Here is an 18,995-nt window from a genome sequence, read left to right as displayed (position 1 = left end):
CATCAGGTGCACAGCTCGCGGATCAGCGCCTCGTAGAAGTCGATGGCGGTGAGCAGCTGGGAGTGGAGGTTGTGCTCGTTGGGCTTGTGGACGTTGCCGACGGAGACGCCGGCGCCGAAGACCATCGCCTGGGCGCCCCGGCTGGCGAGGACCCCGGCCTCGGTGCTGGTGGCCTTGGTCCTCGGCGTGGGGTCGGTGCCCACCTGGCGGGCAGCCCGGATGGCCGCCTCGATCAGGGGGCCGTCCGGAGGCGCCGAGAGGGCCCGCGAGTCGCGGTCCACCTCGACGCTCCAGTCGAAGGCGCCGGCCCGGGCCACCGCCTCGATCTCGCGCTCGAAGGCGTGGGCGGCGGCCTCGGCGTCCTGGCCCGGGAGGATCCGGCAGTCGTAGAGGACGTCGAGGGAGGCCCGGCCCTCCTCGTCGGCCTCGAGCCGGATCCGGCCGAGGTTGTAGACCGAGTGGTAAGGATCGAAGCGCCGGTCCTCGGTCGGCTCGAGGCCGGCGACGAGGGCGCACCAGCGGGCGCGCAGCTCGGCCGCGGCGGCGAGCAGGGCGCTCCCGTCGGGGCCCACGCCGTCCAGTTCGAGGGTGCAGCGATCGGCGACCCGGTTGGCGACCTCGCCGCCTCGCACCGCCGCCACGCCACCGCCGAGGGCGGCGCGCACGGCCGCCGCGTCCAGCCCCCGGGCCCCCTGGCTTCGGGCGACGCCCTCGTCGGGGTGGGAGCCGGCCGGGCCGGGCCCCGGGTGGAGGGCGTCGAGGAGGCGCTCGATGGCCGAGTCGCCCAGGTGAGGGGTGCTCGAGTGGGCGCTCTGGCCCTCGAAGGTGCGCTCGCGCCGCGCGCCCGAGAGGGGCGGGGCGCCGGGATCGGTGAGCTGCACCCGGATGACCAGGTAGCCCTTGTGGGCGTGGATGATCGTCAGCTCGCTCGGCTCGCCGGCGGAGGCGAAGGCGTGGCGGATCGGCGGATCGGCCATGAAGTGCCGGGCGCCGACCAACCCCACCTCCTCGGCGAAGGAGAAGAGGAAGTGCACCGGGCGGGTGAGCTTCAGCTCGCGCACCCGATCGAGGGCCAGGAGCTTGCAGAGGGCGTCGAGCTTCACGTCCGCCGTGCCCAGCCCGTAGAGCCGGTCCCCGTCGCGGGTGAGGCGGTAGGGATCGTTCCCGGTCGCCGTCCAGGCCTCGAGCGCGCCGGGGTCCACGGTGTCCGAGTGGGTCAGGAGGAGCAGGCCACCGTCGGCGCCGGGGCTGCCCGGGTGGGCGCAGAGCAGGTTGTGGTGGGTGCGGCCGAGGTACTCGCCCGGCAGCATCGAGGTCGTGAGCCCGCAGCGCTCGGCCAGCGGCCGGACCACCGCCAGGGCGGCGTCGTTGCCCATCGCCGAGACGCTGGGCGCCGCGATCAGCTCTCGCGCAGCCTCGAGGAAGTCGAAGGGTGTGCTCACTCGTTCCTCCCGCAGGAGCACCATGGGACGAACCCCCTCATCCTGTCGAGGCCAGGCGCGCGGCCAGCGGGCGGTACTCCTCCAGGTCGAGGCCCTGGCTGCCCGGCGGTTGATCCCCCGGGTACCCGTGATGATCGCTGCCCCCGCTGACCAGGAGCGAGAGCTCGAGGGCCGCCTCCCGGAAGGCGCGGATCTTCTGGCTCTTGTGGGCCGGGTGGCGCAGCTCCAGCCCGACCACCCCCAGCCGCTTCAGCTGGCGGAGGCGCTCCACCCCGAAGGTCGACCCGGCGTAGCCCCCGGGGTGGGCGAGCAGGGGCAGCCCCCCGGCCGCGACCACGACCTCGATGGCCTCCTCGAGGGAGGGGCGCTCCCGGATCACCCGGGCCGGGGCGCCCTCGCCCAGGAAGCGGGCGAAGGCCTCGCCCACGCTGCGGGTGTGCCCGGCGCGGGTGAGGGCCCGCCCGAGGTGGGCCCGGCCGAGCGCGCGGGTGCCCTGGGCGTCCAGCCGCTCGACGAGGTCCTCGGGCAGCGGCACCCGGCAGGTCGCCAGGCGCTCCAGGGCCCTCAGGAAGGCCTTGCGGCGGGAGGCCTGCGCCCGCGTGAGGAGCTCGCGCAGCGCCGGGGCGTCCGGATCGATGCCCAGGCCCAGGAGGTGGACCTCCCGGGCGTCGAGGTCGCAGGAGAGCTCCACCCCCGGGACGAGCTCCAGCCCGTGGCGCGCGGCGGCGTCCCGGGCCGGGGCGATGCCCTCCACGGCGTCGTGGTCGGTGAGGGCGAGGGTCAGGACGCCTCGCCCGGCGGCGAGCTCCACCAGCTCGGCCGGCGTGCGCAGGCCGTCGCTGACCAGGGTGTGGGCGTGGAGATCCACCGGATAGGGTGCGCTGCTCATGATCCTCTTTCGGGGGCCCTCGGAGGCTGCTTGTAACCGGCGAGGGGCGGTGCTAGGTAGGCCCCACCTCGAATACCAGCCAATACGGGCTCTTACACCAGCCTAAGGTTCGAGGGCTGTTGCACCCGGCGTGGCCGTGAAGAGCACGCCCACCCGACCGCCCGAAGAAAGAGAAGGCGGTCGCCGGGTGCCGGGCATCCTGCCCCCACCGATTCCACGAGGTCCAGATCCACCGTGAGCGCCAAACGCCGCGAGACAACCGAGCCAGACTCCTCCCCGGAGGAGGTCGAGAACACCGAGAGCGAGGCCAGCGAGACGCCGGCCGCGGAGGCCGCCGCCGAGGAGGCCTCCGGGGACGAGGAGGCCGAGGAAGAGGCCCCCGCCACCGACGCGGAGCCCTCCGGAGAGGAGGCCGCCGAGGAGGCGGAGAGCCCCGAGGAGGCCGCCGCCGGGGAGCCCACCGAGCCCACCGAGGCCGAGGAGTCCGAGGACCCGGAGGACGACGAGTTCGACGAGCACGACACCGAGGACGACTCGGAGGAGGAGGACGAGGAGGAGGTCGACGACGAGTCGCTGCTGGCGCGCCGCTTCGACGCCCACCTCGACCCCGAGGAGCGCGCCGCGCTCGAGGCCGCGGGTGAGAGCCTCGACGTCGAGGAGGAGACCGGCGAGGAGGAGGCGGACGAGGAGGCCGAGGCCGCCGAGATCGATCGCGGCCGCCTGGACCCCGAGGCGGTGATGGTCACCCGCCGCCTGCGCCGCTTCGAGCACGAGGCCTACCTCGTCGGCGGCTGCGTCCGCGATCTCCTGGTGGGGCTCGAGCCCAAGGACTTCGACGTGGCGACCAGCGCCAAGCCCGAGGAGATCAAGGAGGTCTTCTCGAACTGCCGCCTCATCGGCCGGCGCTTCCGCCTCGCGCACATCTACTTCCGCGGCGGGAAGGTGATCGAGACCGCCACCTTCCGCACCAGCCCGCACGAGGAGGGGAAGGCCCCCGAGGAGGGGGACGACCTCTACATCGAGCAGGACAACGTCTGGGGGACGGCCGAGGAGGACGCCCGCCGCCGGGACTTCACCATCAACGGCCTCTTCTACGATCCGAAGGCCGGCAAGGTGATCGACCACGTCGGCGGCCTCGAGGATCTGCGCGCCGGCAAGGTGAGGACCATCGGCGAGCCCGGCATCCGGATGGCCGAGGATCCGGTGCGGATCCTGCGGGCGGTGCGCTTCGCGGCGAAGCTCGGCTTCCAGATCGAGGCGGCGACCTTCGCGGCGATGAAGGAGAGCGCCCCCGACATCACCAAGTGCTCCTCCCCCCGGGTCCTGGAGGAGGTCCTGCGCCTGCTGCGCAGCGGCGCCTCCCGGGCGGCCTTCTCCATCCTGGAGGAGATCGGCGCGCTGCCTCACCTCGTGCCTCCGGTCGCGGCCTTCCTCGAGAAGGCCGAGGAGGCGCAGCAGGTGCGCTTCTGGGCGCACCTGGACGCGATGGACGAGCGCATCCACGAGCTCGACGGCAGGCCCCTCGACGACTCGGTCCTGCTCGCCACCCTCATGGCGACCCTCTTCGAGGGCGAGGGCTGGCCGGGGCCGCGCTCCGACGAGCTCGACACGATGCTGGCCGAGCTGGTCCGTGACGCCCGCCTGCCCCGCAAGCGGGTGGAGCGGATCCGCCTGATCATCGGTGCCCAGCGCATCTTCGCCGGCCAGCGGCGCAAGCGCTTCTCGGTGGGCCGCTTCGTGCAGCAGGCCTACTTCGGCGACGCGGTGGAGCTCCTGGAGATCCGCTCCCGGGCCACCGGCGAGGGCCGGGCCGCGGTGCTCGCCTGGCGGGAGCGCATCCAGCAGGGCGGCGGTGGCGGCTCGAAGGACGGCAAGGACCGCGGACGGCGTCGTCGCCGGGGCGGTCGTCGTCGCCGTGGCGGCGGCGGTGGCGGTGGTGGAGGCGGCGGCGGCGGCGGCGGCGGCGGCGGCGGGCGAGGCCGGGGTGGCCGCGGCAAGGGCGGCGGCGGCGGAGGAAAGGGCTAGCGCGCCGGCCATGGAGGTCACCCTTCGGCCCATCGAGCCCGGGGAGCTCGCGGCGCTGCACAGACTCTGGGAGGAGGCCGGGCTGCCCCACGAGCCCGAGGGCCGGGACACCCTCGCGGAGCTGGAGCGGCAGCGGGCCCGTGACGCCGACCTCTGGCTCGGCGCCTACCTCGCCGACCGGCTGGTGGGCAGCGTCGTCGGCACCGACGACGGGCGCAAGGGCTGGATCAACCGCCTGGCGGTGCACCCCGAGTTGCGGCGGACGGGCCTGGCCCGCCGGCTGGTGGAGGCCTGCGAGGCGGCCTTCCGCGCTCGCGGCCGGATCATCGTCACGGCGCTCGTCGAGCACCAGAACGAGGCCTCCCTCGCCTTCTTCGAGGAGGCGGGCTACCAGCTGCGGCGCGACGTCCTCTACCTCAGGAAGGCGTGGGGCCCAGCGGGCACCTGTTGAGTCGCGGGGCTTCGTGGACGGACGTGCACGTACACGTACACGTTCACGTACACGCGGGTGCCCCGGCTAGATATGTCCGACGAAGTGGGTCCCGGCCTCACCGTCGAGCGCCGCGATCAGCTTGTCGGGGCTGGTGATGAGCCCCCGGCGCCCGCCGGCCTTCAGGAAGTTGTAGATGGCCTCGACCTTGGGGCCCATCGAGCCGGGCGGGAAGTGCCCCCGATCGATGTGCTCCTTGCACTCCCGCAGGGTGACGGCCCCGAGGGCCTCCTGCTCGGGGGTGTTGAAGCCGAGGTAGACCGCGTCCACGGCGGTGAGGATGATCAGCAGGTCGGCCCCGATGTTGGCGGCCAGCACGCTGGAGGTCAGGTCCTTGTCGATGACGGCCTCGACGCCCTCGTAGTCCCCGTCGTCGTTCTTCTTGATGGGGATGCCGCCGCCGCCGCCGGCGACCACGATGTGCCCCTGGAGGGCCGCGTCGCGGATCATGTCGCGCTGGATCACGCGCTTCGGCTTCGGGGAGGGGACCACCCGCCGCCAGCCGCGGCCCGAGTCCTCGACGATGTCCCAGCCGAACTCGGCCTTGCGGGCCTCGGCGTCCTCCTTCGACATGAAGGGGCCGATGGGCTTGGTGGGGTTCTGGAAGGCGGGATCGTTCTCGTCGACCAGCACCTGGGTCACCATGGTCACCACGTAGCGGCGGATGTCCCGGCGGCGCAGCTCGTTGAGCAGGGCCTGCTGGAGGATGTAGCCGAGGCCTCCCTCGGTCTCGGCGACCTTGGCGTCGAGGGGGAAGGGGGGGACCTCGTCCCGGGCGCGCTCGGCCTGGATCAGCAGGCTGCCGACCTGGGGGCCGTTCCCGTGGGTGATGATCAGGTGGTAGCCGCGCTCCACCAGGGACATCAGCTGGACGCAGATCTCCTTGGCGTTCTTCTCGTGATCGTGGATGGTGCCGCGCTCGCCGGGCTGGATGAAGGCGTGGCCGCCCATCGCCACGACGACCGTCTGGGCCCCTGATTCCGGTGACTTGTCTCGCATGGGGCGCACCTTAGCACTCCCTCGGCCCTGTGCTATACCGGGCGGCCGTGTCCCACCCGTCCGGGGGGGACCAACGAAGCCAAGGAGGCCAGGTATGACTCGACGCAGGGTTCTGATCATCGGCGCCGCGGGGCGCGACTTCCACAACTTCAACGTGGTCTTCCGCGAGGACGAGACCCACGAGGTCGTTGGCTTCACCGCTGCCCAGATCCCCAACATCGACGACCGCCGCTACCCCGCGGCGCTGGCCGGCAAGCTCTACCCCGAGGGCATCCCGATCTTCCCCGAGGACGACCTGGAGAAGGTCATCGCCGACCTGAAGGTCGACGAGTGCGTCTTCAGCTACTCCGACGTCTCCTACGACCACGTCGGCCACATCTCGGCCCGCTGCAACGCCGCCGGCGCCGACTTCCGGCTGCTGGGCACCCGGGACACGATGCTGAAGGCCAAGGTGCCGGTCATCGCCGTCTGCGCCGTGCGCACCGGCTGCGGCAAGAGCCAGACCTCCCGCTGGGTCGCCAAGGCCCTCCAGGACATGGGCAAGAAGGTCGTGGCGGTCCGCCACCCGATGCCCTACGGCGATCTCGCCAAGCAGGCCGTCCAGCGCTTCGCCAAGGTCGAGGACATGGACGAGCACGAGTGCACCTTCGAGGAGCGGGAGGAGTACGAGTCCCACATCAAGGAGGGGAACGTCATCTACGCCGGCGTCGACTACGGCGCGATCCTCGAGCAGGCCCAGGAGGAGTGTGACGTCCTGATCTGGGACGGCGGCAACAACGACTGGCCCTTCTACACCCCCGACCTCTGGATCACCGTCGCCGACCCCCTGCGGGCCGGCCACGAGACGAAGTACTTCCCCGGCGAGGTGAACTTCCGCGCCGCCCAGGTCATCTGCATCAACAAGGCCGAGCGGGCGACGGCCGAGGAGGTGAAGGCGGTGCAGGACGCGGCCGCGAAGCTGAACCCCTCGGCGACCGTCATCCGCTGCGCCTCCAAGGTGAGCGTGGCCGACCCCGACGCCGTGAAGGGCAAGAAGGTCCTCTGCATCGAGGACGGCCCGACCCTGACCCACGGCGGCATGACCTTCGGCGCCGCCCAGGTGGCCGCCGAGACCTTCGGCGCCGCCGAGGTCGTCGATCCGCGGCCCCACTTCAAGGGCAGCATCCAGACCACCTACGAGACCTACCCGCACATCGGAAAGCTCCTGCCCGCCATGGGCTACTTCGAGGAGCAGATCGCGGATCTGAAGGCCACCATCGACGCGGTCGAGTGCGACCTCATCCTGGTGGGCACGCCCTTCGACCTGGCCGCCAACGTCGAGCTCGGCAAGCCGGCGCAGCGCGTGAACTACGTGCTCGATCCCTTCGCCGACGATCCCTCCCTCCTCGACGAGCTGAAGAAGGTGGTGGCGTGATGGCAAAGCACTTCCTCGCCCTCTCGGACTACTCCTCCGAGGAGCTGGGCGGCCTGCTGGCGCTGGCTGCCAAGGTGAAGAAGAACCCCGGCGAGTACCGCAAGGCGCTCGAGGGTCAGACCCTGGGGATGATCTTCCAGAAGTCGTCGACCCGCACCCGGGTCTCCTTCGAGGTGGGCATGTTCCAGCTCGGGGGCCACGCCCTCTTCCTCTCGGGGAACGACCTGCAGCTGGGCCGGGGCGAGACCGTCCCGGACACCGCCCAGGTGCTCTCGCGCTACCTCGACGGGATCATGGCGCGGGTCTTCGCCCAGAAGGACGTCGATGACCTGGCCACCGGCACCATCCCGGTGATCAACGGCCTCTCCGACCTGCTCCACCCCTGCCAGGTGATGGCCGACCTCCAGACCATCCAGGAGCACAAGGGCCACCTCGAGGGCCTGGTGCTCACCTACGTCGGTGACGGCAACAACATGGCCCACTCCCTCATCAACGGCGGCGTCCGGATGGGGATGGAGGTGCGCATCGCCGCCCCCGAGGGCTACCAGCCGGTGCCCGAGATCGTGGAGGCCGCCTCCAAGCTGGGCAAGGTCGTCGTCGACACCGACGCGGCGAAGCTCTGCCAGGGCGCCGACGTGGTCTACACCGACGTCTGGGCCAGCATGGGCCAGGAGGCCGAGCACGAGGCGCGCCTGAAGCTCTTCCAGCCCTACCAGGTCAACGGCGAGCTCTTCGGCAAGGCCAAGGACGACGCCATCTTCATGCACTGCCTGCCGGCCCACCGCGGCGAGGAGGTCACCGACGAGGTGGTCGACCACGCCCGCTCCGTCGTCTTCGACGAGGCCGAGAACCGGCTGCACGCGCAGAAGGCGATCCTGCTGCACCTCATGGGCGGGGTGGCCATCTAGCGCGGGGGCTGGATGACGATCTCGACCCACCTCGCCGCTCCGGCCCTGCTCGTCGCGCTGTTCCTGGCGCCGGCCTGCGGTGCCGGGACGGCGAGCGGGCAGGACGGTGGCCTGCCCGACGGCGATGCCGGGGCGAGCGACGCCGGTCCGGACGACGGCGGCACGGACAGCGGTCCGGGCGACGGCGGTGACGGGGGGAGCGACTGCCCCCTCGGGGTGATCTGCGTCGACACGCTGCCCTTCCACGACGAGAACGACACCGGCCTCTCCACCGCCCGGGACCTCGACGGCTACGGCTGCGCGCCGGGGACCGACGAGTCGGGCCCCGAGCGGATCTACCGGGTCCGCCTCCCCACCGCCGGCTTCTTCTCGGCCGCCGTCCACGACGGCGCCGGGGTCGACGTGGATCTGCACCTCCTCGCCTCCCTCGACGCGGCCGACTGCCTCGACCGGGGCGACCTCTCGGTGGCGGCCGACCTCGAGGCGGGCTTCGTCTACGTCGTCGCCGACACCTACGTCTCGGGCGGGGTGGAGCACGCCGGCCCCTACGGCCTGGACCTCGGCCTCCTCGTGCCCAGCGAGGGCGACTGCGGCCTGGAGGTGGGGACCATGGCCCGGGTGAACGACGGGGGGAACACCCTGGCGATGCCGGCGACCGGGCCGATCGTGCGGGAGGCGCACCTGGTCACCGCCGAGGAGCCGGAGCCCTACCCGAGCGCGGCCCGGGAGTTCATCGAGCGCCACTACGCCCTCTCCCAGGAGACCACCGGCCTGGTCATGCACCGCCTGGAGTCCTGGGCGCCCCTGGAGGGGGGCAGCTTCTACGGCGCCGGGATCGGCAGCCCCACCCTGCTGCCGGTCCTCGAGGAGGGCTGGTACGTGAACATGTACTGGCAGGTGAGCGACCGGCCCGCCCGCGGCACCCGGATGATCCTGCGCCTGCCCGGCACCGATCGCGCGGTGGTGGTGGCCGCCGGGCACGAGACCGGCCCCGGCAACCTCGCCCACATCGGCGGGACGCCGGAGGAGACCCACTTCTACCTGGGCACCTCGCACCTGGACGTGCTCACCCTGGGCATCGCCGTGGATCAGAGCCTGCCCTTCGGCCCCCGGCGCTGCACCGGGCCCTGATCAGGGCGCCGGAAGCTGGGGCAGGACGATCCGGAACTCGCAGATGGGATCACCCGCGAGCAGGGTCCGGGTGACGCTCACCTCGACCGGCGCTTCCAGGATCTCCTCCCAGAGGAAGCGGTAGAAGCCGGCGCTGCAGAGGCAGTAGTCGGCCGGAAGCGTCTCCCGCGCCGCCTCGAGGGCGTCGCGGATCCGGGGGCAGTGGCAGTAGAGCCGGGCCCGCTCGTCCGGTTCGTCCGCCGCGAGATAGGCCTTCAGCTCCTTCGGGATCTTCACGGCCGTGATGGTGCGGCCCTCCAGCCGGCCGGCCATCCCCATGTCGTTCTCCTGGATGAAGGCGAGGTGCTCGTCGTCGAGCTGCTTGTACTCGCTGATCATCGTGAGAAAGAACGCCTGCAGCGCCTCGTGGGTGCGAGCGAGGTTCCCGCTCTCCCGGTAGAGCTCTCGCAGGAAGGCGAGCTCCTCCGGGGGGTAGCGGCAGGCGCAGCCGGTGAGCAGCTCCGCTCGCTTCGCGGGTGAGAGCGCGGCCTGCAGGAGCGCCTGCAATCGACCGTTCCACGCGACCCGCTCTTCCGGCGGAGCGTCGTCGGGACAGGGACCACTCGCCTCGAAGAGCTCCGGACGACCGAGCTTCACCAGCCCCGCACGGAGCTTCCCTTGCCAGGCGCGCTCGAAGTCACTCATCGGATGACCACCTCGGTCGCATCATAGCGAGAACCTGGAGCAGCCGAGCGCGAGCGCGTGGGAGAGCGGTCGGACAGCGAGAGACCCCCCGACGAAGCGGGGGGAAGCGGGAAGCGGGGTCAGACCCCGACAATTGACACTTGGTCGATATGTCATGTGTCGGGGTCTGACCCCGATCACCGATCACATCCGATCACAGATGGAGCTGTCGGAGGTGTTCCTCGATCTGCGGTACCGGAGCGGCCGGGTTGCGCATGCGCATGAGGTACTCGATGGCGGCGCCTCGCCCGCCGAGGGCCACCAGCGCCTCGGCCTTGCGGAGCTGCCACCAGGGGGGTCGCCGGGGATCGGGCGGCTGTTCCTCACCCGCGAACGCGAGGACCGAGTCGCAGGCCTCGAGGGCGCCGAGTTGCTCGCCCAGCCGCCGCTCGCAGTAGTACCGATACATGGCGAGCTGGAGGAAGTGGTCCATACCCATCTTGCCGTAGGGAGCGATCCGCTTTCGCCCCCATGGGCGCTTCCTGACGGAATCCAGGAGTTCCCGATGCGTGTCGCGGACGATAGCCAGAGCGGCTCGAGGGTTGCCCACCCGCCACACTCCTTCCACATGCGTCCGGAGCAGCTCCATCGGATCGGGCTTCGAGGGGAGGAGCGAATGCAGGACCTTGTAGGGGAACAGGACAACACAGGCCACGGCCACGAAGCCGGTCCAGAGGAGGATGATCAGCGGGACCATCCAGCGGGGCACCAGGCGAGAGGAGTCATCCACCACGCGAACGAAGTTCGAGAGGGCCTCCGCGAAGGACCAAGCTGTCCGAGATCTGCCCCTCGGCTGCGTTTCGCCACCTGCCATTTGGATGCCCGTGCGCTCCGACCAGACCACCATGACCAGTCGCTCTGACGTCCAAGAACGGGCGCGCCAGGGTGGGCGGTCGGGTGCGAGGGGCTTCGAGGGGGACCTCGGGCAGCAGCGACCCGGAGGGGACGCGCAGTCCCCTCCGGGAGCGGACCCTTGAACCGGGGGTTCGACCTGGGGGGTCCGGGGGGAGGGACCTCCCCCCGGAAATTACACGTTGAAACGGAAGTGCATGACGTCCCCGTCCTGGACGACGTACTCCTTGCCCTCCAGCCGCATCTTGCCGGCCTTCTTCAGGGCGGCCTCGGTGCCCGCCTCGAGCAGGTCCTCGAGGCGGTAGACCTCGGCGCGGATGAAGCCGCGCTCGATGTCCGAGTGGATCTTGCCGGCGGCGGCCCGGGCGATGGTGCCCCGGGCGATGGACCAGGCCCGGCACTCGTCCTCACCGGAGGTGAGGAAGGAGATGAGGTCGAGGAGCTGGTAGGCGGCCTTCACGAAGGCGATCTTGGCGGGGGCCTCGAGGCCCAGGCTCTCGAGGAACTCGGCCTGCTCCTCGGGGGTCTCCAGCTGCGCGATCTCGCTCTCGATGGCGGCGCAGAGGCCGAGGGAGACGGCGTTGCCCTCGGGGCCCTTCAGGGGCTTGAGGCTCGCGTACTCGGGATCCTCCCAGGTCTCCTCCGAGAGGTTGAAGACGCGGACCAGGGGGCTCCGGGAGAGGAGCTGCACGGCCGAGAGCTCGGCCTCCTCCTCCGCCGTCAGCTCGAGGTTGCGCAGGGGCTCGCCGCCCTCGAGGTGCTCCAGGCACTTCTTGCGGACGTCGAGGGGCAGCCCCTTCTTCTGCTCCTTGATCATCCGCTCGACGGCCCGCTCGAGGAGGGCCATGTCGATGAGGAGGATCTCGTCGTCGAAGGCCTGCACCTCCGCCTGCGGATCGATGGGCTCGCCGAGCATCGGGTTGTCGAAGGCGCGCACCACGTGGACCAGCACGTCGGCGTTGCGCATCTCCTGGATGACCTCGGGGGAGAAGGCGCCCTTGGCCGCCTTCCCGGTCTCGCTCACGTCGAGGAAGGTGATCTCGGCGAAGGTGGTCTTCTTGGGGTTGAAGATCTTCGCGAGCGCGTCGACGCGCTCGTCGGGGACCTTGATGTTCCCGTAGGTGACGCCGCCCTTGCTGCCCGGCGCTCCGGGGGCCAGGGCCTGGAAGACGGTGCTCTTCCCGCAGCCGGGGAAGCCGACGATGCCGACGCGCATGGTGATGATCCTCTCTAGTCGAGACTGGCGACGGGGACCCGCCGCTCGCCGCCGCTGCGGCGCGGCGGGCCGGTGAGGCAGAAGCGCTCGCCGTCCTCGATGCGCTGCTGCAGGGCCTGCATCGCGGCCACGTCCCCGGCGGTGATCTCCAGGGTGGGCTCGGGGACGTCGAGCGAGGCCTCCGGATCGCCCAGGGCGCACCGGATCTTCTGCTCGGTGATGTCGAAGCGGTAGGTGAGGGTCTCGGCCTCGGAGTGGGCCGGGGTGTAGGCGGTCACCAGCTCCAGGGGGCCGAAGCGGGTGTGGATGTGGAGGGCGTCCGAGTCCCACTGGGTCGCGCCGATCTGGGTGCGGCAGCGGAAGACCTGCAGGCCCAGGGCCTTGGTGATGCTGGCCAGGCCCTTCAGCCCCAGATCCGGGAAGGTGGGGTTCAGGCTGGCGAGGTTGTGGCCGAACCAGACCTCCGGGGGGCTCACCGGGATGGCGATGTACATCGAGAAGGGCACCAGGCCCGTCTCGTCGTCCCGCACGCCGAGCTGCTCGCGCACGCGCTCGGGCAGGGCCGAGGGCCGGGCGCCGAAGCCGAAGATGGCGCCCGGGATCTCGGCGGCGTCGTAGAAGACCCAGCGGGGCATGGGCATGCCCTCGGGGCCGAAGGTGAGCTTGTCGAGGGTCTGGAGGAGGAGCAGGAAGCGCTCGGACTCCATCCGCATCGGATCGACGAGGTTCGCCTCGGGGATCGTCACACCCAGGGGGGAGAGGTCGAAGTGTCCGCGGTGGCCGCGGTAGCAGACCAGGAAGGGCTCGAGGCGCTCGACCAGGCCGGGGTTGCGGGTCGCGAGGGTCATGCGGCACCTCCAGGGCCCGGGGCCATCGCCCGGATCGGCACCCGGGAGACGTCGCCCTCGCTCACCGCGCCCGAGAGCAGCTCGAAGCGCTCGCCGGCCTCGAGGCGGGTCTGCAGGGCGACGAGGGCCTCGCGATCGTCGCAGTCGATCCACTCGATGTCCTCGCCGCTCGGGCGGGGATGATCGTCCATCGCCAGGGCCGCCTCGATCCGGGCGGGCTCGACCGGAAAGCGGAAGGTGGTGGTGGAGGGATCCGAGTGGGCCGGGGTCCAGGCGGTGAGCAGCTCCAGGGGGCCGAAGCGGCTGTGGACCTTCAGCTTGCGCGAGCGCCACTGGGTGGCGCCGTAGGCGAGCTTCACCTGGAAGATGGAGAGGGCGGCGGCCTCGGTGAGGACGCCGAGGTTGGTCGGCGCGGCGCCGGGGGCGACCTCGTTGATCGTGCAGAGGGTGTAGGTGTGCCAGGCCCCCGCCTCGAGCATCGGGATCGCCACGTACATCGAGAGGGGCACCAGGCCCACGTAGTCGACCGGGACGTCCAGGCCGCGCCGCACCCAGTCGGGCAGCTCGGCCGCGGGCCGCCCGAAGCCGAAGATGCCCCCCGGGACCTCGGCGCAGTCGTAGAAGACCCAGCGGGGCATGGTCATGCCCACCGGCCCGAAGGTCAGCTCGTCGAGGCGCTGCAGGGCGTGGAGGAAGTCGCCGCTCGCGACCTTGTGGGGATCGTAGCGGTGCTCCTCGGCCACCTCGATCCCCAGGGGCGCTTCACCCGGATACGGGATGGCGCCAAGGGGCGAGCTGACGAAGTAGGGAGTGCAGGTCTCGAGGATGCGGGAGAAGCGCTCTTTCACGGCGAGCGGCAACCTCTCACATCCCGACGCGGGGGCTCAAGGCCGGTGACGCGGTGGCGGCCTCATCGCCTCGGCCATCCGGTCCAGGACCTCCCAGGGGACCCCGGGATCGGCCGCCAGGCGGGCCGCCTCGGCGTTCTGGCGCACCTGCTCGGGGCGCTTGGCGCCCACCAGGGCGGCGCTCACGGAGGGCCGGCGCAGCACCCAGGCGATCGCCAGGGCGGCGGCCGTGGCGTCGAAGTGCTCGGCGATCCTGGCCAGCCCCTCGGCGAGGCGGAGCGCGCGGCGGAAGGCCGGCCCCGAGAAGCGGTCGTCGTGGGCGCGCAGATCCGAGTCCGGGAAGGTGCTCTCCTCGTCGAACTTGGCCGTCAGCAGCCCCCGGCAGAGGGGCTCGTAGATCAGGACCCCCAGGGCCGGCGCGGGCTCGAGGCAGACCGCCTCCAGGCCCTGTTCGTACTCCCGGCGCAGGAGGGAGTAGGGCGTCTGGAGGGTCGCCACCGGGGCGAGCTGGCGGGCCCGGGCGAGGGTGGGGGCGTCGTAGTTCGAGAGGCCGAAGGCCGCGATCTTCCCCTCCCCCTGCAGCGCCACCAGGGTGGCGAGGCTCTCCTCGAGGGGGGTGCCGAACTCGCAGGGCCAGTGGATCTGGAGGAGATCGATGCGCTCGAGCTTCAGCCGGCGCAGGCTGGCCTCGCAGTCGGCGCGCAGGTGGGCCGGGGAGAGATCGGAGCGGGCGTGCTCTCCGGCCGCGGTGGGCAGGCGGACGCCGACCTTGGTGGCGATCGTCACCTGGTGACGGCGCTCCCCGAGGGCCCGGACGAGGAGCTCGTCGGCGTGGCCCTCACCGTAGAGGGGCGCCGTGTCGAAGCTCTCGATCCCCAGGTCGAGGGCGGCGTGGATCGCCGCGATCGAGTCCTCGTCGCGGACGTCCTCGCCCCAGTACTTTCCGCCCATGGCCCAGAGGCCCAGGGTGACCGGGGAGAAGGTGGCCATGCCCTACTTGGGGAGGATCGACTCGAGGTAGGCGCCGTCGGTCGAGCCCCAGACCGCCGGGCCCTGACCGTCGAGCTCGGCGCGCTCCTCGAAGCTGCGGGCCGAGCCGGCGTTCATGATCAGCCCCGGGGTGCTGCCGTCGTGGTGGAAGCCGGTGGGGACGGCGGCCATGCCCAGGGAGTGGCCGATCTCGTGAACCAGGGTGTTGCCGATGAGGTTGCCCAGCACCCGGAGGGCCTCGGAGATCTCGGTGTCGCGCTGACCGCCGGGGAACTCGCCCGCCATCACCTCCGCGCCGCCGAGCTCGGGGACGATGCCGTCGAAGATGCGATCGAAGCGATCGGTGGACATGGGGCTGGGGCTCGCGCTCTTCGGAGAGAAGGAGAGGAAGCTCTCCACGAAGACCCCGCCGAAGGCGTAGAAGCCCTGCTCCTGGCTCTCGGCGTTGCGGCCGCCGATGACGTCGTTGAGGCGGTTGTTGCCCTCGTCCTTGCCCTCGGTGTTGTCGAGGCCGAAGAGGCCGGCGCCGTTGGGATCGATCGCCGAGACCTCGATCACCGAGTAGTCGTGGAAGTCGGTGGGCCGCTCCTCGCGGAACTCGACGTTGTAGGGCTGGTAGTCGCGCTCGCAGACCTCGAGCACCCGGGCGCGGACCTGCTGCTCGACGTTGCGCAGGCCGAAGCGGGCGAGGCCGTCGCTGAAGCTGTCGAGGTACTTCAGGTAGACCACCTGCTTGGTGGCCACGATCTGGAAGGTGCCGAGCCAGGGCGGGCCGACGAGCTCGGCGCCGTCGTACTCGAGGCGGATGCGGGCCTCGCCGTCGAAGGTGCCGGGCACCGAGCCGAGGCCCTCGAGGTTGCCGCTGCTGCCCCGGGTGGGGCGGATGACGTAGGAGACCCGCCCGGGCTCCTCGTAGGTCGGGAAGAGCTCGAGGGCGTTGGCGCCGCTCAGGTTCTGGACCGTGCCGTCGCCGGTGGTGAAGGTCCCGTCGAAGACCAGCACGGTGCGCTGGCTCTTGCTGCTGTCATCGGGGAGGAAGCCCCGGCCGAGGAAGGAGATGATCTGCCCCCGGCTCGCCGCCGAGGGGCTGGCCGAGGCCACGGCCGGCTCGAGCACCGTCAGCAGGACCGGCAGGCTGCCGCCGGTGACGACGTCGCCCCGCAGGTGGTGGTTCTCGACGAGGAGCTCGCCCTCGAGGGTTCCGGCGGCCAGGCCCAGGGCCTCTGGCGTGTGGAGGTAGAAGGCCTCCACCCGCCCCTCGACGTCCACGGTGAGCTGGGCGTCGGAGAGGGGAATGGCGGCGCCGCCGTTGGGGGTGAAGGTGCCGTTGAAGAGGAAGCGGGTCTCTCCCTCCCCGGGGAGGAGGAAGCCGCGGCCGTCCACCCGGGCCCGCTCCATGAAGGCGAGGGCCTGGTCCTCGATCTGCAGGAGCGTGGGGGTGAGGGTGGGGAGGATCGAGAGGGAGACCGACTCGGTGTCCTCGAGGAGCTGACCCTTGCGCATCACCGAGAGGGTCACCCGGCCTCCGAAGGTGCCGTTGTCTCCGCCGAGCAGCGCGAAGAAGGTGTCGTCGGCCACCAGCACCTGCTCGGTGACCGACTCGTAGCGCAGGGGGAGGGTGCCATCGACCGAGCCCCCGCCGAAGGTGCCCTGGAAGTGAGCCTCCACGGTCTCGTCCGGCAGGAAGCCGCTGCCCACGAAGCGCAGGCGGGTCCCCGGCAGCACCGTCTCGGGCTCGACCCGGGCGAGGTTGATGGTGCCGACGCTCGGAGGATCCACCGGTGGCGGTCCGCAGGCCGCGAGGCCGAGGAGGGCGGCGAGGAGGGCGGTGGGGAGCGAGGGTACGGCACGCACGGCAGGGTTCTCCAGCTGGATCAGTTGCCCACCATCAGGAACTCGTAGGCGCCGTTCTGATCGGCGCTCCCCTGATAGGTGGCGATGGCGACGTAGTAGGTGCCGTCGGCGGGCACCACGTAGCCGTTGATCTCCGAGTAGAAGCTCGTGAGGTTGCCGCTGCCATCGGTGGTGTCGTCACCGAAGGCGAGCTCGATGCCGGTGGAGTCGAGGATCGAGATCGTGGTGTTGATCTCCGGCTGCCCGCTCACGGCCGAGGTCAGCAGATCGAGCCGGGTCCCCTGGGGCGCCCAGAAGATGAAGTAGTCCCAGGGATCGGGGCCGGGGCCGCCCGTGCCGCCCACATAGTGGAGGCTGCCGGTGAAGCCCACCGAGAAGGTGTCGAAGAGGCAACCGGCGTAGGCCAGGTCGTTGTTGGGCTCGGTGTCGGCGTCCTGGGCGCGGTCTCCGCAGTAGGCGCCGTTGCAGACGTTGCCGCTGACCGGGAAGTTGCCTCCGCAGCTCACGGTGCCCGGAGAGTAGGGGGTGGAGGAGCCGGTGGCCTGGGAGTGGCGCACGTAGATGATGCCGCCCACCTGGTTGTCGAGGGTGACCGACTCGTCCTGGCCCGCGCTGGCGCCGTAGCTCATGGCGTCGATGACCTGCCCGGCGGGGGTGCGCAGCTGCACCGAGTCGCCGGTGTTGTTCAGGCCGAGGGTGCCGGCGGTGCCGTTAGAGGACGCCGCGTAGGCGGTGGCGTTGCCGATGCCGGTGAAGTTGCCGGTGTTTCCTCCTCCGAAGAGGACGACGGCCTCGCCGGCGCCGAGGGTGGCGCCGAGGGGGAAGGTGAAGCGCACCTGGGTGCCGTCCGCGACGGTCACCCCGCCGATGTCGACGGTGCTCGAGGCGTAGGAGACGATCTCGATGAACTCGTCGCCGGTGGTCGAGGCGATGCCGTCCCCGTTCACGTCGGTGTCGGCCGGCGGATCCGCCAGCACCTCGTTGATGATGAGGTCGCCGGGCTGGGCGGCGGGGCTGCCGCTGGAGCCGCAGGTCCCGCTGACCGGCGTGCACTGGGAGATGGTGCCGCCCAGATCGGTGCAGGTGTAGCCGGTGGGGCAGGAGCCTCCGCCCGAGCAGTCCACCCCGCAGAAGGGCGTCCCGAGGGTGGTGACGCAGCGATCCTCGGCGGTGCCGCAGCCGGCGTCGCTGCTGCAGGACTCGCACAGGCCCCCGCCGCCCGCCAGCCGCACGTTCACCGTCAGCCGGCCGGTGCAGGTCTGCTGATCGCAGGCGTCGCCGGTGGTGTCGTCGTCGTCGGTGGCGCAGATCTCGTAGTTGAGGGTGTCGAACTCGCCCGGGCCCAGATCGGTCGCGCGGCGGGCGCTGGCGGTCCAGGCGGGGTCGGTGCCGGCGATCATGTCGAGGTTCACGAAGTCGGCCGCCGCCGGGCTGGCGCCGAAGGCGTAGGAGACGGTCACCTTCTGAACCTTCGACTCGGCGTCGGTCACGTTGGCGCTGATGGAGAAGTCGTTGGCGCCGTCGAGGGTGGCCGGGGTGGTGGAGGTGATGTTCGGCTTGTTGGTGGTGCAGGTCGTGCTGCCCCCGTTGCGGATCAGGATGGTGAAGACCTGGTCCGCGCTCTTGTCGGTGGCCGGGTTCCGGGCGGTGACCGAGAAGGTGTACTGGGGCTGCTGCCGCTGGGTGGCGTCCGGCTCCCAGAAGAAGACGGCCCGCTTGATCAGGGGGGTGAAGGTCGAGCCGGCCGGGTTGCCCTGGATGGTCCAGTCGATGGAGGTGGCGGCGTCGTCGCGCACCTCGATGGTCTTCTGGATCGACTTCTGGTCGGCCTCGAGGACCCAGGTGGTCTGGCCCACGAACTCCGGGCCGTCGGTGCCGCCACCGGAGGTCACGGTGATGACGATGGCCTCGGAGTCGATGGAGCGGCCGTCGGTGACGAAGAAGTCCACGTGGTGGTCGCCCACGTCGGCGGCGGTGGGCACCCAGCGGAAGCGGGCCTGGGCCTCACCGGAGGAGTCGAGGGTCGAGCCCGCCGGCAGGTTCTCCGCGCTGAAGGAGAGGCGGCTGGTGTCGGGGTCGCTGGCCGCGATGTCGATGGTGAGGGTCTCTCCGGCGGCGACGGTCTGGTTGCCGATGGCGAGCAGGGTGGGGGGCTTGCCGCCGCAGGCGACGGTGAGCACCAGGGTGGACAGCAGGACCAATCCGAACGAGCGCCGGAGCATGTTGCTCTTCCTCCGAGATCTACACGGTGTCGCCGGCCCCTCCGGCACGGCGATCGATTCGTCCGGAAGCATAACAGAGCCACCCGCCGCTCACAGGAAGCCACCGGCCTCCCGCGGTCCCGATCGTCCAGCGGGTGGTGGACT

At 71.2% G+C, this 18,995-nt stretch carries 16 protein-coding genes; 5 read left to right on the top strand and 11 right to left on the bottom strand.

The window, feature by feature from the left end:
• Positions 1–2: 2 nt before the first annotated feature.
• Both P1V51_12665 and P1V51_12660 read right to left on the bottom strand, forming a co-directional pair.
• Positions 3–1,442, bottom strand: coding sequence for a M20/M25/M40 family metallo-hydrolase (locus P1V51_12665; protein ID MDF1563893.1), 1,440 nt, complete (start codon positions 1,440–1,442; stop codon positions 3–5).
• A 37-nt stretch (positions 1,443–1,479) separates the two neighbouring features.
• Positions 1,480–2,331: a PHP domain-containing protein gene (locus P1V51_12660; protein ID MDF1563892.1), complete on the bottom strand. Its 852-nt coding sequence runs from the start codon at positions 2,329–2,331 to the stop codon at positions 1,480–1,482.
• Positions 2,332–2,565: 234 nt separating this feature from the next.
• On the opposite strand from P1V51_12660, the gene pcnB reads away from it, so the two are divergent.
• Together pcnB and P1V51_12650 are read left to right on the top strand one after the other, a co-directional pair.
• Positions 2,566–4,356: a polynucleotide adenylyltransferase PcnB gene (gene pcnB / locus P1V51_12655; protein ID MDF1563891.1), complete on the top strand. Its 1,791-nt coding sequence runs from the start codon at positions 2,566–2,568 to the stop codon at positions 4,354–4,356.
• A gap of 10 nt (positions 4,357–4,366) precedes the next feature.
• A complete protein-coding gene (locus tag P1V51_12650; protein ID MDF1563890.1) occupies positions 4,367–4,807 on the top strand; it encodes a GNAT family N-acetyltransferase in 441 nt (146 codons plus the stop codon).
• Positions 4,808–4,873: 66 nt separating this feature from the next.
• Here P1V51_12650 and arcC read toward each other — a convergent pair whose 3' ends face one another.
• On the bottom strand, positions 4,874–5,845 hold the full coding sequence (gene arcC, locus P1V51_12645; protein ID MDF1563889.1) for a carbamate kinase: 972 nt from the start codon (positions 5,843–5,845) through the stop codon (positions 4,874–4,876).
• A gap of 94 nt (positions 5,846–5,939) precedes the next feature.
• Here arcC and P1V51_12640 point away from each other — a divergent pair, with 94 nt between their 5' ends.
• Genes P1V51_12640 through P1V51_12630 form a run of 3 tightly spaced genes read left to right on the top strand, consistent with a single transcriptional unit; the run spans position 5,940 to position 9,298 of the window.
• Positions 5,940–7,259 carry a cyclic 2,3-diphosphoglycerate synthase gene (locus P1V51_12640; GenBank protein ID MDF1563888.1) on the top strand — a complete coding sequence of 440 codons (1,320 nt, stop codon included), beginning with the start codon at positions 5,940–5,942 and terminating at the stop codon, positions 7,257–7,259.
• The gene (gene argF / locus P1V51_12635) at positions 7,259–8,167 is read left to right on the top strand and encodes an ornithine carbamoyltransferase (GenBank protein MDF1563887.1); all 909 of its coding nucleotides are present in this window, start codon (positions 7,259–7,261) and stop codon (positions 8,165–8,167) included. The genes P1V51_12640 and argF overlap by 1 nt, the downstream gene beginning before the upstream one ends.
• Before the next feature lie 12 nt (positions 8,168–8,179).
• The gene (locus tag P1V51_12630; GenBank protein MDF1563886.1) at positions 8,180–9,298 is read left to right on the top strand and encodes a hypothetical protein; all 1,119 of its coding nucleotides are present in this window, start codon (positions 8,180–8,182) and stop codon (positions 9,296–9,298) included.
• On the opposite strand, the gene P1V51_12625 is transcribed toward P1V51_12630, so the two are convergent.
• The 8 genes from P1V51_12625 to P1V51_12590 all read right to left on the bottom strand — a co-directional run bounded on the left by P1V51_12625 (position 9,299) and on the right by P1V51_12590 (position 18,851).
• The gene (locus P1V51_12625) at positions 9,299–9,982 is read right to left on the bottom strand and encodes a hypothetical protein (GenBank protein MDF1563885.1); all 684 of its coding nucleotides are present in this window, start codon (positions 9,980–9,982) and stop codon (positions 9,299–9,301) included. It lies immediately after the preceding gene.
• Positions 9,983–10,175: 193 nt separating this feature from the next.
• A complete protein-coding gene (locus P1V51_12620) occupies positions 10,176–10,868 on the bottom strand; it encodes a hypothetical protein (protein ID MDF1563884.1) in 693 nt (230 codons plus the stop codon).
• Between the two features lie 180 nt (positions 10,869–11,048).
• Positions 11,049–12,089, bottom strand: coding sequence for a DUF933 domain-containing protein (locus P1V51_12615; protein MDF1563883.1), 1,041 nt, complete (start codon positions 12,087–12,089; stop codon positions 11,049–11,051).
• Between the two features lie 14 nt (positions 12,090–12,103).
• Positions 12,104–12,937 carry a hypothetical protein gene (locus P1V51_12610; GenBank protein ID MDF1563882.1) on the bottom strand — a complete coding sequence of 278 codons (834 nt, stop codon included), beginning with the start codon at positions 12,935–12,937 and terminating at the stop codon, positions 12,104–12,106.
• On the bottom strand, positions 12,934–13,785 hold the full coding sequence (locus P1V51_12605; protein ID MDF1563881.1) for a hypothetical protein: 852 nt from the start codon (positions 13,783–13,785) through the stop codon (positions 12,934–12,936). Before P1V51_12605 ends, P1V51_12610 begins: the two co-directional genes overlap by 4 nt.
• Positions 13,786–13,821: 36 nt before the next feature.
• A complete protein-coding gene (locus P1V51_12600) occupies positions 13,822–14,775 on the bottom strand; it encodes an aldo/keto reductase (protein MDF1563880.1) in 954 nt (317 codons plus the stop codon).
• A gap of 3 nt (positions 14,776–14,778) precedes the next feature.
• Positions 14,779–16,629: a hypothetical protein gene (locus P1V51_12595; protein MDF1563879.1), complete on the bottom strand. Its 1,851-nt coding sequence runs from the start codon at positions 16,627–16,629 to the stop codon at positions 14,779–14,781.
• 20 nt (positions 16,630–16,649) lie between these two features.
• On the bottom strand, positions 16,650–18,851 hold the full coding sequence (locus tag P1V51_12590) for a lamin tail domain-containing protein (GenBank protein MDF1563878.1): 2,202 nt from the start codon (positions 18,849–18,851) through the stop codon (positions 16,650–16,652).
• Between the last annotated feature and the right edge of the window lie 144 nt (positions 18,852–18,995).

The organism is Deltaproteobacteria bacterium, assembly GCA_029210625.1.
Taxonomy (GTDB): domain Bacteria; phylum Myxococcota; class Myxococcia; order SLRQ01; family SLRQ01; genus JARGFU01.
This window is presented reverse-complemented; position numbering and strand designations above follow the sequence as displayed.

Coding starts and splice junctions, on each gene's coding strand:
- P1V51_12660 (MDF1563892.1), bottom strand. CDS start 2,331: ATGAGCAGCGCACCCTATCCGGTGGATCTCCACGCCCACACCCTGGTC.
- P1V51_12650 (MDF1563890.1), top strand. CDS start 4,367: ATGGAGGTCACCCTTCGGCCCATCGAGCCCGGGGAGCTCGCGGCGCTG.
- arcC (MDF1563889.1), bottom strand. CDS start 5,845: ATGCGAGACAAGTCACCGGAATCAGGGGCCCAGACGGTCGTCGTGGCG.
- P1V51_12640 (MDF1563888.1), top strand. CDS start 5,940: ATGACTCGACGCAGGGTTCTGATCATCGGCGCCGCGGGGCGCGACTTC.
- argF (MDF1563887.1), top strand. CDS start 7,259: ATGGCAAAGCACTTCCTCGCCCTCTCGGACTACTCCTCCGAGGAGCTG.
- P1V51_12630 (MDF1563886.1), top strand. CDS start 8,180: ATGACGATCTCGACCCACCTCGCCGCTCCGGCCCTGCTCGTCGCGCTG.
- P1V51_12625 (MDF1563885.1), bottom strand. CDS start 9,982: ATGAGTGACTTCGAGCGCGCCTGGCAAGGGAAGCTCCGTGCGGGGCTG.
- P1V51_12620 (MDF1563884.1), bottom strand. CDS start 10,868: ATGGTGGTCTGGTCGGAGCGCACGGGCATCCAAATGGCAGGTGGCGAA.
- P1V51_12615 (MDF1563883.1), bottom strand. CDS start 12,089: ATGCGCGTCGGCATCGTCGGCTTCCCCGGCTGCGGGAAGAGCACCGTC.
- P1V51_12610 (MDF1563882.1), bottom strand. CDS start 12,937: ATGACCCTCGCGACCCGCAACCCCGGCCTGGTCGAGCGCCTCGAGCCC.
- P1V51_12600 (MDF1563880.1), bottom strand. CDS start 14,775: ATGGCCACCTTCTCCCCGGTCACCCTGGGCCTCTGGGCCATGGGCGGA.
- P1V51_12590 (MDF1563878.1), bottom strand. CDS start 18,851: ATGCTCCGGCGCTCGTTCGGATTGGTCCTGCTGTCCACCCTGGTGCTC.